Consider the following 12,824-nt stretch of genomic DNA (forward strand, 5'->3'; position numbering starts at 1 on the left):
CGAAGGGCGGCCCCGCGGCGTCAGGTGCGTGCTCTCGGCGTGCCGGGTGGAAGTCCTCGTACTGGACGTACTCGGGCTTTCACCCGGTGCGGCGAGAGCACGTGCATGGCGTCGCGGGGCAGGCGGGAGTTTGACGACAGGGCCTAGCGGTCCTTCGCCGGTCCGGTGGAGGCGCGGATGACCAGCTCGGGGTCGAAGAGGAGTTCGCCGGTCGGCACCTCGCGGTTGCTGACCAGGGCGAGGACCGAGCGGCCGACCTCCAGGGCGAGGCGGTCGGCCGGCTGGCGGACGGTGGTGAGGGCGGGGTCGGTGAACTCGGTGACCGAGGTGCCGTCGTAGCCGACGACGGAGACGTCCCCGGGCACCGACAGGCCGAGCCGGCGCAGGCCGCGGATGGCGCCGAGGGCCATGTAGTCGCTGGCGGCGACGATCGCGGTGGCGCCCTGGCCGGCGAGGGCGGAGGCGGCGGCCTGGCCGCCCTCGACGGTGTAGGACTGGCGGACCACCCAGCACTCGGCGTCGGTGGCGCCGCGCCGGGTCATGGCGTCGACGAAGCCGCGGACCCGCCGGTCGGCGGGCCGGTTGCCGGCCGGTCCCGAGGCCATGCCGATGCGGCGGTGGCCGAGCCGGTGCAGATGGTCGACGGCCAGCTCGGCGGCGAGGGCGTCGTCGGTGGAGTAGACGGGGACGGGCACCCCGTCGGCGAACTCGCCGTTGATTCCGACGTACGGCACCCGGCGCTGCCGCAGCAGCTCGTAGCTCTCGGTGTCGGCGCCCTCGACGGTGTTGGAGGCGGAGAGGAAGACGACGGCGGCGACGCCCTTGTCGACGAGGGCGGTGAGGTAGTCCAGCTCCTGCACGCCGCCGGGGAAGACCGGGCAGAGGACGGTCTTCAGTCCGTGCGGGGCGAGCGCCGACTCGATCCGCTCGGCGACGTCGGCGAAGAACGGGTTGGAGACGAACTCGGTGACCACGGCGACGAGTTGGCCCTGGGTGGGCCGCTCGTACCCCAGCTCGGCCATGGCCCGCTCGACGGCCTCGCGGGTCTTGCGGGACACCCCCTGGCGCCGGTTGATCACCCGGCTGACGGTGGCCTCGCTGACCTGTGCGTGGGCTGCGAGGTCGGTGATGCCGACCTTCATCGCGGTCCTTCCGTGAGAGTGAGCGACACCAGGCCGCCGCGCGGGACGGCCAGCGGCCGTGGCCCCTCCGGCAGCGGCGTCGGCGACGGCAGGGGGTCATTCATCATACGTCCGTCGGGTCCGTGGACCCGGGCCAGGACGGGCCCTCCGCCGCCGGTGACGTCGACGAGGATCCGGTCCCGTCCGGAGCCGTTGACGAGGTGGAGGACCCGGTGGGCGGCGGTGTCGAACGGCACCACCAGGTCGTCGTGGACGCTGGTCAGGCAGGTGTCGCCGCGGACGGCGGTGACCAGCGGGTAGAGGGTGTCGGGCCGGCCGGGCTCGGTCTCCCCGTCGAGCAGCAGCTCCCGGTGCTCCCGCCACCAGGAGAGCCAGAAGCGGACGGTGTCCAGGTGGCTCGCGGGCACCTGGTCGAGGCGGACGGAGAGCTGCGGTACGGAGTGGAGGGCGCCGATCAGCTGGCGGGCGACGGCCTCCGGGCTCGCGTCGGCGGACCACATGAGCATGTCGGAGTGGACGGCGCCGCCGGTGGCGAGGAGCGCGGTGTCGAGGGTGCGGACCCGGTTGGCGGTGGCGTCGGCCGGGCAGTCGAAGGAGCGCAGCATGTTCCCGTACGGGGCCATGCCGGGTCCGGTGTACGGCTGGCGCAGTTCGAGCAGCAGGTCGGGGCGGACCGCTTCGAGGGCGTGGCGCAGTTCGTCGAGGAGGGTGGTCATGGCGCGGCCGATGTCGCCGCGCCCGTCGCCCGCGTAGACGGCGGCCTCGTCGAGGAAGTCGAGCTTGAGGCCGTCGAGGCCGTGCCGGGTGACGAGGGAGACGCACAGGTCGGTGACGTGCCGGCGGACCTCGGGGAGCCGGGGGTCGAGGACGTGGGCGCCGGGCACGCCGGCGGGGCGGGGTGCGGCGGCGGCCCACCGGCGGTGGCAGGCGGCGCCGGGGCCGAGGAGGAGCGGCGCGACCCAGAGGAGGTAGCGCAGGCCGTGGGCCTGGACGCGGGCGACGTGGGCGGTGAGGTCGGGGAACTTGGCGGGGTCGGGTTCCCAGTCGCCGAGGCCGGCGTAGCCGCGGCCGGAGCCGTGCTTCTGCCAGCCGTCGTCGAGGATGAGCGCGCCGCAGCCGAGTCCGGCGGCGAGGGCGGCCTGGGTCTCGACGGCGTCGGCGGTGACGTCCTGGTTGAAGGCGTACCAGGTGGAGTAGACGGGGACGCGGGCCGCGTCGGGGACGGGCATGGGCGGATGCGCGGCGGCGAAGTGGGCGCGCAGCGGGCGCAGGGCGGCGGCGACGGACGGGGAGCGGGGGGCGAGGAGCAGCCGGTGGGGCCGGTCGGCGGCGGGGAGGCGGAGGTGGACGACGTGGGTGTCGTGTTCCTCGGAGACGCCGTAGCGGACGGTGGCCTCGGTGACGGGGTCGGCGGCGGCCCAGGTGAGGACGGAGGCGCCGGAGTGCTCGTAGAGGCTGCCGGCGGCGGGTCCGTCGACGAGGCAGGTGGTGGCGCGGCCGGCCCAGTCGGGGACGAGGGTGCGGTGCCAGCCGGCCCGGGGGTGCCAGTAGCCGGCGGCGTCGCCGAGGGGGACGGCGAGCCGGATCTCGACGGGGGCGCCGGGGGCGTGGACGTCGAGGGCGCGCAGTCCGCCGGGGCCGGGGAGGTCGGTGAGGGTCCAGCCGGGGTCGGTGCCGGGGGCGTGGACGGCGAGGGTGACCCGGTCGAGGAGGGGGACGGCGGGGGCGGGGGCCTGGTGGGCGGTGGTGACGGGTTCGGGGGCTGTGGTGTTCATGGTCATTCCTTCACCGCGCCGGCGAGGAGGCCGGAGACGAAGTGGCGCTGGAGGAGCAGGAAGACGACCGCCATCGGGACGGCGGCGATCGAGGTGCCGGCGAGGATGGCGCCGTAGTCGGTCTCGTCGAGTCCCTGGAGGGAGGCGAGGGCGACGGGGATGGTGAAGGTGAGGTCGTCGCGGAGGACGATGAGCGGCCAGACGAAGTCGTTCCACTGGTAGAGGAAGAGGAAGATCGCGAGGGCGGCGAGGGCGGGCCGCATGGGCGGCAGGGCGACGCGCCAGAAGAGCCGGAGTTCGCCGCAGCCGTCCATGCGCCCGGAGTCGAGGAGTTCCTGCGGGAGGGCGGCCATGGACTGGCGCATGAGGAAGATCCCGAAGGGCAGGGCGAGGTGGGGGGCGATGACGGCCTGGTAGGTGCCGAGCCAGTGGAGGTCGGCCATCATCCGGAAGAGCGGGACGAGGGTGATCTGGGCGGGCACGACGAGGCCGAGCATGAGCAGGCCGAAGAGGGGGTCGCGGCCGCGGAAGCGGTAGGTGGCGAAGCCGTATCCGGCGAGGGTGCAGACGGTGCCGGCGAGCAGGGTGTAGACGGTGGCGATGCCGAGGGAGTTGAGGACGACCCGGCCGAAGTGGGCGGTCTCCTGGAGGGTGGCGAGGTTCTCGGCGAGGTGGCCGCCGGGGAGCAGCGGCGGCGGGCTGGAGAAGAGGTCCTGGGAGCTGTGGGTGGCGCCGACGGCGAGCCAGTAGAAGGGGACGGCGACGGTGGCGAGGGCGAGGGCGAGGCCGGAGGTGAGCAGGAGGGACCGGCCGGCGCGTCCGCGGGTGGTGGTGGTCACGGCTTGTCTCCCAGGAGGCGGAACTGGAGCAGGCCGAGGAGGCCGATCAGGAGGGTGAGGGCGTAGGCGACGGCGGAGGCGTAGCCGAAGTCGAAGTAGGTGAAGGCGTGGCGGTAGAGGTACATGCCGAGGGTGAGGGTGGCGTTGTCGGGTCCGCCGCCGGTGAGGACGGTCGGTTCGTCGAAGAGCTGCAGGGTGCCGATCGTCGACAGGACGGTGGTGAGGAGGAGCGCGGGGCGCAGTCCGGGCAGGGTGACGTGGCGGAAGGCGGCGAGGGCGCCGGCTCCGTCGACGGCGGCGGCGTCGTACAGCTCGCGGGGCACGGTCTGGAGGCGGGCGAGCAGGATGACGGCGTTGTAGCCGGTGTAGTGCCAGGTGAGGGCGAGGCCGAGGGAGATCCGGGCCCAGGTGCCGTCGGTGAGCCAGGGCACGGGGTCGGCGCCCACGCGGCCGAGGAGCCAGTTGACGAGTCCGTAGTCCTTGTTGAGGAGGACGGAGAAGACGATGCCGTACGCGACGAGGCCGGTGACCATCGGCAGGAAGAAGCCGAGGCGGAAGACGGAACGGCCCTTCAGGAGGCTGGAGTCGAGGGCGACGGCGAGGCCGGTGGCGAGGGCCAGCATGAGCGGGACCTGGACGGCGAGGACGACGAGGGTGTTGCGGAGCGCGGTCCACAGCAGGGGGTCGTCGAGGAGCCGGGCGTAGTTGTCGAGGCCGACGAAGGTGTCGGTGCCGGCGACGGTGCGGTGCAGGCTGAGGAGGAAGGACCAGCCGATCGGGTAGAGCTTGAAGGCGGCGAAGAGCAGCAGGGCGGGCAGCACGAAGAGGTACGGGGCCGCCCGGCCGCGCCGCCGGCGGCGGGCGGCGGGGAGCGGTCTGGCGAGGCTCATCGGGCGGTCTTCCGGCCGGTCTGGCGGGCGAGTTCGGCGGCGGCGTCGCGGAGGACGGCGGCCGGGTCGGCGCCCTTGAGGAGGACCTTGGACTGGGCGTCGGTGACGAGTCTGAGGGCGCGGGCGTAGTCGGCGGTGTAGTTGACGGGCGGGGAGGGGGCCTTGAGGGCGGCGAGGAAGATCTCGCCCTTCTTCTGGCCGCCGAAGAAGGCGGACGGCTCGTGGAAGACGGCGTCGTCGTACGCCTTCATGAGGGCGGGGGCGATGCCCTTGCCGCGGTAGATCCGCACCTGGGAGGCGGGGCGGGTGAGGGCGTACTCGACGAAGGTCCAGGCGGCGGCGCGGTGTCTGCTGCTGCCGGCGACGGCGAGGTGGGTGGAGTTGACGGTGGCGGCGGTGGGGCCGCCGCGGCGGACGGCGGGGGGCAGCCGGACCCGCCACTTGCCGGCCTCGGCGGGGACCTGTTCCTCGATGATGCCGCCGAACCAGGTGGGGTAGGGCACGACGGCGTTGGTGCCCTTCTTGAGGGAGCTCATGAGGGTGTTCCAGCCGCCGGAGAGGTCGCTGACGAGTCCGGCGTCGTTCATGGTCTTGATGAGGGTCATGGCCTTGACGGACTCGGGCGAGTCGAGGGTGACGCGGCCGTCGAGGTCGAAGTAGAAGGCGCCCTGGAGCTGGAGCAGCAGCTGGAAGAAGTTGGCGGCGTCGGGCTGGGAGGCGGGTTTGTCGATGCCGAGGAGGTGGGCGCCGGTCTTCGCCTTGAGGGTCTTGCCGGCTTCGACGGTCTCGTCCCAGGTCTGGAGCGCCTCGGCGTCGATGCCGGCCTTCTCGAAGAGGTCGGCGCGGTAGTAGAAGCCGCCCGAGTTGGCCTCCCAGGGGAGGGCGTTGACGCGCTTGCCGTCGGGGCTGACGGTGCCCCAGAGGCCCTGGGCGAAGGCGTCCTTGTGGCGGCCGGCGCCGAGGGGGGCGAGGTCGGCGAGGCCGCCGGGGAAGCGTTCGACGTAGCCGGGGAGGTAGTCGACGCCGATGTGGAGGACGTCGGCGAGGCCCTGGCCGCCGGCGGCGAGTCCGGCGGTGATCTTCTCCCAGATGGCGGGGTTGCCGATGTCCTCGACGGTGACCTGGATGTCCGGGTGGGCCTTGTTGAAGTCCGGTATGAGGGCTTTGAGTTCGGCGGCGGGTCCCTGCCAGGACCAGACGGTGATCCTGCCCTTGCGCGGGTCGCCGTCGTCGCCTCCGCCGCCGTCCGCGCCGGTGCCGGTGCAGCCGGTGAGGGCGAGGCCGCCGAGGCCGGTGGCGGCGAGTGCGCCGCCGCCCATGCGCAGGAGGTCCCTGCGGGCCGGCCGACGGCCGTCCGTGCGGGTGCGGTCGCTGTCGCCGTGTCTGTCGCTGTCTGCCATGGGCCGGGACAGTACAAGCGCCCCGAGGTCGTTTGCAATGCATCGGTGAAAACTTTCAGTTCGACCGTCCATCGATCGACGCGAGAACCATTGCAAGGCTTCGTACGGGTTGCTAGCGTGCCGCGCGCCGACCCCACCCACCCTCCGGGAGAACCCGATGACGCGTTCCCGTACGGCCCTGGCCTCCGCCGTGGCGCTGCTGGCCGCCCTCGCCCCCATCACCGCGACCCCGGCCGCCGCCGGCACCCCGGCCCCCGCCGCCCCCGCCGTGCTCACCGTCGCCGACCCCGGCTTCGAACAGGGCGGCGCGGGATGGGAGTTCACCTCCGGCACGGGGACCGCGGTCAACTACCCGCACGCCGGCTCCCGGCTCGCGTACCTCGACGCGGGCGCGGGCCGGAAGGTCTCCCAGACGGTGACCGCCACCGGCCGGGGCGCGTACGTCGTCTCCGCCTGGATCGCCACGGGCGGTCCCGGCGGCCGGTACGTGCTCCGGGTCAACGGCTCCCCCGCCGCCGCCCTCGACCTGCCCGCCGCGGCGAACTACCGCCGCCACACGCTCGGTCCGGTCGCCCTCGCCCCCGGCGACCGGCTCGAGATCGCCTTCGAGTCCGGCGAGGGGTGGGTCAACGCCGACGACGTGATGGTCTCCCCCGCCGCGGCCGCGCCCCGGGTCACCTCCAGCGACCCCGAGGCCACCGCGATGTTCGCCTGGGCCGCGGCCAAGGCGAACAGCTGGGTCCACCTCCCCGGCACCGAGGGCCCGCTGAACGCCGACGAACGGCAGACCGGCGGCACCGGCACCGGCGTCTACGCCCCCTCCTACTGGGCCGGCTACGCCAACCGCAGCGGCTACTACTCCCGCGACATGGCCCACCAGCTGTCCGGCGCCGCCACCCTCGGCCTGCACGCCGAGAACAAGGCGATGCTCCGGGCCTTCGCCGCCTCCGCCACCGCCGAGCACGCCTACTACCCGGTGTGGGCGCTCAACTTCGACAACCGCACCTACCTGTCCATCGACTACCGCCGCCCCGACCTCTTCGTCCGCGAGGTCCCCGCCGTCTTCGAGCTGGTCCAGAAGGCCGAGGAGGCGTACCGCTGGACCGGCGACCGGAGCTACCTCGACGACCCGGCGCTGTGGGAGTTCTACCGGCACGCCACCGAGGAGTTCGTCGCCCTGCACGACGGGCGGAAGGACAACGGCGACCGGGTGCGGGTCGCCGAGGGCACCGGCCGGGGCATCTTCCAGGGCGTGGCCAGCTACAACGAGCAGAGCGACGAGCCGCTGGCCGAGGCCGGCGACGCCATCGGCTCCCAGTACCAGGCGTACCTGGCGATGTCCTCCCTCGCCCGCGCCAAGGGCGACGGGGCCCTCGCCGCCGACTTCGCCCGCCGCGCCCGCGACCTCAAGCGGTACTTCAACTCCGAGTGGAGCGGCACCGGTTCGGGCGCCGACATGGTCCGGGGCTACACCACGGACGGGCAGCCGCTGACCGGCTGGGGCAAGGAGAACAGCTGGTTCATGCCGATGAAGGGGATCGTCGACCCGGGCGCCCGGCGCGAGGCGTACCTCGACCACATCGAGGCGGAGACGGCGGGCGCGGGCCGCCCCGACAACATCGAGGCCCTCACCTACCTCCCCGACACCTTCCTCGCCAACGGGCGCCCGGACACCGCCTGGGCGTGGATGCGGCACATCTACGCCCAGAAGGACGTGCAGCACGTCAACAGCCGCCAGGGCACCAACGGCGACTACCCGGAGGTGTCCTTCACCCTGGTCGGCCAGACCGTGCAGGGCCTGCTGGGCGTCACGCCCGACGCCCCCGCCCGCGCGCTCGCCACCGGGTCACGGCTGCCGTCGGGCATGGAGTGGCTGGCCGTCGAGGACCTGCGGATCGGCGACTCCACGTTCGCCCTCCGGCACGACGGCGCCCTCCGCTCCACCCTCACCCACGCCGCGGGCACGGCCCCGTACACCTGGGAGGCCCGCTTCCCCGGCGCCGGACGCGCGGTCACGGTGGACGGCACGGCCCACCCGGCCACGACGGAGGTCCTCGACGGGACGGCGTACACGGTGGTGCGGGTGAAGGTCGCCCCCGGCCGCACGGTCACGGCCGAGGCCCGATGAACACGCAGGGTACGAAGGCCCCGGAGGATACGGGCTCCGCCCCGCCGGCGCCCGGGATCTTCCCCGCCGGCGCGGAGCTCTTCCGGCTCGACGCGCGGGTGGCCCACCTCAATCACGGCTCCTTCGGCGCCGTCCCGGTCCCGGTGGCCCGGGCGCAGCGGCGGATCGCCGCCGAGGCCGCCGCCGATCCGGACGCGTTCTTCCTCGGCGCCCCGGACCGGCTGGCCGCCGCCCGGACCCGGATCGCCCACCGGCTCGGCGCCGACCCGCGGGGCCTGGCCCTCGTCACGAACGCCACCGAGGCCGCGCACCTCGCGCTGGCCGCGCTGCGGCTCGCCCCGGACGACGAGGTGCTGGTCACCGACCACGGCTACGGCACGGTCGTCGCGGCCGCCGCCCGCCGGGCCCGGACCGTCACCGTGCGGCTCGACCCGGCGCTGCCCGACGAGGAGGCGGTCCGCCGGACGGTCCTCGCCGCGCTGACCCCGCGCACGAAGGTGGCGCTGCTCGACCAGATCAGCTCGCCGACGGCCCGGATCGTCGCCGGACCGGCTCTGCTCGAGGAGCTGGCCGCGCGCGGGGTGACGACGGTCGTGGACGGGGCGCACGCGCCCGGGATGCTGGCCGACCCGCTCGGCGGACGGCCGGACGTGTGGTTCGGCAACCTCCACAAGTGGGGGTACGCGCCGCCGGGCAGCGCCGTCCTCGCGGTCGCCCCCGCGCTGCGGGACCGGGTGCCCGCGCCGGTGCCGTCCTGGGAGGACCACCGGGGCTACCCCCGCTCGGTCGAGTACCGCGCGACCGCCGACTACACCGGTCCGCTCGCCGCGCCCGAGGGCCTGGACCTGCTCGCGGAGCTCGGCGCCGGAGCCGTACGGGAGCACAACAGCGCCCTCGCGGCGTACGGCTGCGAGCTGCTGGCCGGGCTGCCGGGGGTGACGCCGCTGCCGTCCGACGCGCGGCTCGCGATGCGCTCGCTCCGGCTGCCGGAACGGTTCGCCCGGACCCGGCCCGAGGCGGACGCGCTGCGCGAGGAGATCATGGCCCGGCTCGGCTGCCGGGTGCTGGTCTGGCCCTGGGAGGGCGGCGGCGGGATCCGGATCAGCGGACAGATCTACAACCGGCCGGCCGAGTACGAACGCCTCACGCGCGGAGTGCGCTCCCTGCTGGACGGCCGCTGAGCCCGCCGGCTCCGGCGGGCCACCGGTCCCGCCGGAGCCACACCGCGCCGAGCGCGAGGACGACGCCGGCGGCGGCGAAGCCGTACCAGGGGGTGTGGCCGGCGGGCTGCGTCTCGTACACGAGGGCGGCCGAGACCACGGCGAGGAGCTGCCCGGCCCGGCTGTGCCAGGCGACGGCCGCGACGGCGACCGTGCCCCACAGCAGGTACCAGGGCTGCACCATGGGCGAGAGCACGACCAGGGCCACCAGCGCGTAGCCGAGCCCGAGGACCGGGTCGACGCGCCCCCGGTAGGCCCGCCACGCCAGCAGGCAGACGATCACGGCGGCGGCGAGCAGGCCCAGCTTCTGCACCACGGCCTTGACCGGCTCGGGGTCGTCCGCGACCAGCGTGCCCAGGGCGAGACCGAGGTCGCTGGTGAGGGAGAGCGGGGTGTGGATGGCCCCGGCGACGGACTGCGTCCGCAGCCAGCCGAAGCCGGTCCCGGCGAGCAGGCTCGCCCCCGCGGCCACCGCCCCGGCGACGGCCGGGGGCAGGACCAGCCCCTTCAGGAGCCCGTCCCGGCGGGCGACGATCACCGCGACGAAGAGGAGCGCGACGGCCGCCGGCGACTTCACCATCACGGCGCAGCCGACGAGCACGCTGCCCAGGACCCACCGCCCGCGCACGGCGAGCAGCACCCCGCCGAGCATCAGCCCGGCCATCAGCCCGTCGTTGTGCAGGCCGCCGACGACGTGGACGAGCAGCAGCGGGTTGAGGACCGCGAGCCAGAGCGCCCCGTCGCCCTTCCCGAAGCCGCGCACCGCCCACACGAGCAGCGCGACCGCCGCGACGGCGAGCAGCCGCAGCAGCAGCACCGCGGGGACGACGGCCCCGCCGGTGAGCTTCACGACGGCCTCGGCGAGCAGCAGGAAGACGGGACCGTACGGGGCGGGGGTGTCGGTCCAGTTCCCGCCGACGCTCGCCGCCGCGTCGGCCCCGAGCTCCCCGGGGCCGAGCACCGAGGGCCCGGCGCCGTAGACGTCGTACCCCTCCAGGACCATCGCGCCCTGCGCGACGTAGCTGTACACGTCGGCGCTGTGCAGCGGCGGGGCGAGCAGCAGCGGCGCGCCCCAGGCGGCGAGCGTCCCGAGCGCGCCGCCGGCGGCGCCGCGCGCGAGCAGCACGCCGTAACGCCACCAGGCGGCGACGAGCACGGTCAGCCCGAGGGCGGCGAGCACGGCCCCGGCGGTCTCGGTCGCGGAGCCGCGCGGCGCCCACAGGGCCCCGCCGCCGACCACGGGCAGCGCCCCCGCCGCGTACCCGCCGACGGTCACGGCGAGCGCTCCGCCCGCCCCGAGCCACCGGCATCCGGAACCACTCACCACCCACATGGGCAGCAAACCTACCTGGCCGCCGGCTGCTCCCCGACGGCCGTGCGGTCCAGGGTCGCGGTCGCCGTGCCGGTGCGCTGCATCCGGTGCCAGCGCAGCCGGCTGCCGAGCAGGGCGGTGACCACCGACTGCACCACGACCAGGTACATCAGCTGCCGGTAGACCACGATCTGGAGCGGCAGCGTCCAGATCGGCTCGAACCGTTCCTTGTCCAGCCGCAGGGCGTAGACGGCGGTGCCGACCTGGACGGCGGTGAAGCCGAGCCAGACGCCGAGGGCCTGGCCGACGTCCTGGAAGAGCAGGCCGTAGACCGCGAAGACGTCGACGAGGGGGGCGAGGAGCGGCAGGACGGTCTGGAAGAGCAGCAGGTAGAGCAGGCCACGGCGGCCGAGCTTGCCGGACTGGCCGCCCTCGATGACGGCCCTGCGGTGCTTCCACATCGCCTGGAGGGTGCCGTAGCACCAGCGGTAGCGCTGCTTCCAGAGCTGCCGGACGGTGGCGGGCGCCTCGGTCCAGGCGATGGCCGACTCCTCGTAGACGACCCGCCAGCCGTCGCGGCAGAGCGCCATCGTGAGGTCGGTGTCCTCGGCGAGGGTGTCCTCGCTGACCCCGCCGACGCGGGCCAGGGCCTCCCGCCGGAAGGCGCCGATGGCGCCGGGGACGGTGGGCATGCACTCCAGGACGTCGTACATGCGCCGGTCGAGGTTGAAGCCGATCACGTACTCCAGGTGCTGCCACCGGCCGAGGACGCCGTCCCGGTTGCCGACCTTGGTGTTGCCGCTGACGGCGCCCACCCGGGGGTCGGCGAGCGGCTGGACGAGGCGGCGGACGGCGTCCGGCTCGAAGACGGTGTCGCCGTCGATCATCACGACGATGTCGTGGTGGGCCCAGGCCAGGCCGGTGTTCAGTGCCGCCGCCTTCCCGGCGTTCGGCTGGCGGATCACCATCACCCGCGGGTCGTCGACGGAGTCGGCGATCTCGAAGGTGCGGTCGGAGGAGCCGTCGTCGATGACGACGACCTGGACGGCCTCGTGGGTGGAGGCGAGCAGCGACCGCACGGTCGCCTCGATGCCCGCCTCCTCGTTGTAGGCGGGGACCAGGATGGAGACCGGCCCGGTCACCGGGGGCAGCCGCGGCGCGCCCCGCCTCCGCTTGGCCCGGGTGCGGCGCACGTGGACCCGGGCGACGCCGATGAGCAGCACCAGCCGGACGGCGGTGATGGCGCCGGCGACGACGAGGAGTCCGGTCATGGCGTCCACGAAGCCCCGGGACAGGCCCTGGGCCTGGACGACGGCGGCGCCCTTCCACTCGGCGAGCACCGACACCGGGTAGGTGGTGTCGCTCATGGAGAGGGCCTGGCCGACGGTGGTGTGGCGGGTGGTGCCGGCGGCGGCGAGCAGCTTCTCGGTCTCGTCGACGGCCTGTGCCGTGCCGGTGAGCTGGAGGACGGACTTCCCGTCCGCGCCGACCACGACGTATCCGGCTGTGGCCGCCCGGCGGGCGGCCTCCCACTGGCCGGCGCAGAAGGCGGCCGGGGCGGCCGTGTGCGGCAGCCGCAGCAGCCGGGTGCCGAGGCCGGCGGTGCCGGCGAGGGTGTTCTGGGCGAGCGAGAGCTCCAGGTCGGCGCGGACCGGGGTGACCTGTGCCAGGTCGACGTCGGTGTACGTGTGGGAGCCCAGCTCGTGCCCGTCGGCGACGATCCGGCGGACGAGCTCGGGGTGGGCGGCGGCGTCGGCCCCGGAGAGGAAGAAGGTCGCCTTGGCGTCCCGCGCGTCGAGGACGTCGAGGAGGCGGGGCGTCCAGTCGGGGCTGGGCCCGCCGTCGTAGGTGAGGGCCACGGTCCCGGCGGCCGGGGTGGCGCTGCGGACGGCGCCGGTGGCGTCGACCTGGAGCACCGGCCCGGCGTCCCGGGCCTCGGGCGCGGCGGGGCAGGAGCCGGGGGCGGCGGGCTCGGTGGCGGCGATCTCGTGCCGCCCGTACCCGGCGAAGACGAGCGCGGTCGCGGCGACGAGCAGCGTCAGACAGAGCAGCACCCAGTGGGCGCGCGGATCGCGGCGCAGCGCGTGTCGGGAGCGGGGGGAGGCGGGGGCCGGGGGC

9 protein-coding genes are annotated in these 12,824 nt (G+C 74.6%); 2 read left to right on the forward strand and 7 right to left on the reverse strand.

All coding sequences use genetic code 11. The annotated features are described in order from the left end of the window. Positions 1–143: 143 nt before the first annotated feature. The 5 genes from IF73_RS0135860 to IF73_RS0135880 are packed head-to-tail and all read right to left on the reverse strand — an operon-like array spanning position 144 to position 6,046. Positions 144–1,142: a LacI family DNA-binding transcriptional regulator gene (locus tag IF73_RS0135860; protein ID WP_031015416.1), complete on the reverse strand. Its 999-nt coding sequence runs from the start codon at positions 1,140–1,142 to the stop codon at positions 144–146. Further along, positions 1,139–2,917 carry a glycoside hydrolase family 36 protein gene (locus IF73_RS0135865; RefSeq protein WP_234338445.1) on the reverse strand — a complete coding sequence of 593 codons (1,779 nt, stop codon included), beginning with the start codon at positions 2,915–2,917 and terminating at the stop codon, positions 1,139–1,141. Before IF73_RS0135865 ends, IF73_RS0135860 begins: the two co-directional genes overlap by 4 nt. A 2-nt stretch (positions 2,918–2,919) precedes the next feature. Next, on the reverse strand, positions 2,920–3,756 hold the full coding sequence (locus tag IF73_RS0135870) for a carbohydrate ABC transporter permease (RefSeq protein WP_031015420.1): 837 nt from the start codon (positions 3,754–3,756) through the stop codon (positions 2,920–2,922). Continuing rightward, positions 3,753–4,646, reverse strand: a complete 894-nt coding sequence (locus IF73_RS0135875; RefSeq protein WP_031015423.1) for a carbohydrate ABC transporter permease — start codon at positions 4,644–4,646, stop codon at positions 3,753–3,755. The genes IF73_RS0135870 and IF73_RS0135875 overlap by 4 nt, the downstream gene beginning before the upstream one ends. Next, positions 4,643–6,046, reverse strand: coding sequence for an ABC transporter substrate-binding protein (locus tag IF73_RS0135880; RefSeq protein WP_051717664.1), 1,404 nt, complete (start codon positions 6,044–6,046; stop codon positions 4,643–4,645). Before IF73_RS0135880 ends, IF73_RS0135875 begins: the two co-directional genes overlap by 4 nt. 157 nt (positions 6,047–6,203) lie before the next feature. Between IF73_RS0135880 and IF73_RS0135885 the strand changes: the two genes are divergently transcribed. Both IF73_RS0135885 and IF73_RS0135890 read left to right on the forward strand, forming a co-directional pair. Beyond that, positions 6,204–8,174 (forward strand): hypothetical protein, encoded by a 1,971-nt coding sequence (locus IF73_RS0135885; RefSeq protein ID WP_031015427.1) that lies wholly within the window; start codon positions 6,204–6,206, stop codon positions 8,172–8,174. Next, positions 8,171–9,355: an aminotransferase class V-fold PLP-dependent enzyme gene (locus tag IF73_RS0135890; RefSeq protein ID WP_051717666.1), complete on the forward strand. Its 1,185-nt coding sequence runs from the start codon at positions 8,171–8,173 to the stop codon at positions 9,353–9,355. Before IF73_RS0135885 ends, IF73_RS0135890 begins: the two co-directional genes overlap by 4 nt. Here IF73_RS0135890 and mptB read toward each other — a convergent pair. Continuing rightward, the gene (mptB, locus tag IF73_RS0135895; RefSeq protein ID WP_051717668.1) at positions 9,318–10,727 is read right to left on the reverse strand and encodes a polyprenol phosphomannose-dependent alpha 1,6 mannosyltransferase MptB; all 1,410 of its coding nucleotides are present in this window, start codon (positions 10,725–10,727) and stop codon (positions 9,318–9,320) included. The two genes, IF73_RS0135890 and mptB, sit on opposite strands and share 38 nt — an antisense overlap. Positions 10,728–10,738: 11 nt before the next feature. Continuing rightward, complete coding sequence (locus tag IF73_RS0135900; RefSeq protein ID WP_037881611.1) at positions 10,739–12,787, reverse strand: bifunctional polysaccharide deacetylase/glycosyltransferase family 2 protein; 2,049 nt, start codon at positions 12,785–12,787, stop codon at positions 10,739–10,741. Positions 12,788–12,824: the final 37 nt, after the last annotated feature.

The sequence above is a fragment of the Streptomyces sp. NRRL F-5727 genome (assembly GCF_000719555.1).
In the GTDB taxonomy this organism is placed as follows: Bacteria; Actinomycetota; Actinomycetes; order Streptomycetales; family Streptomycetaceae; genus Streptomyces.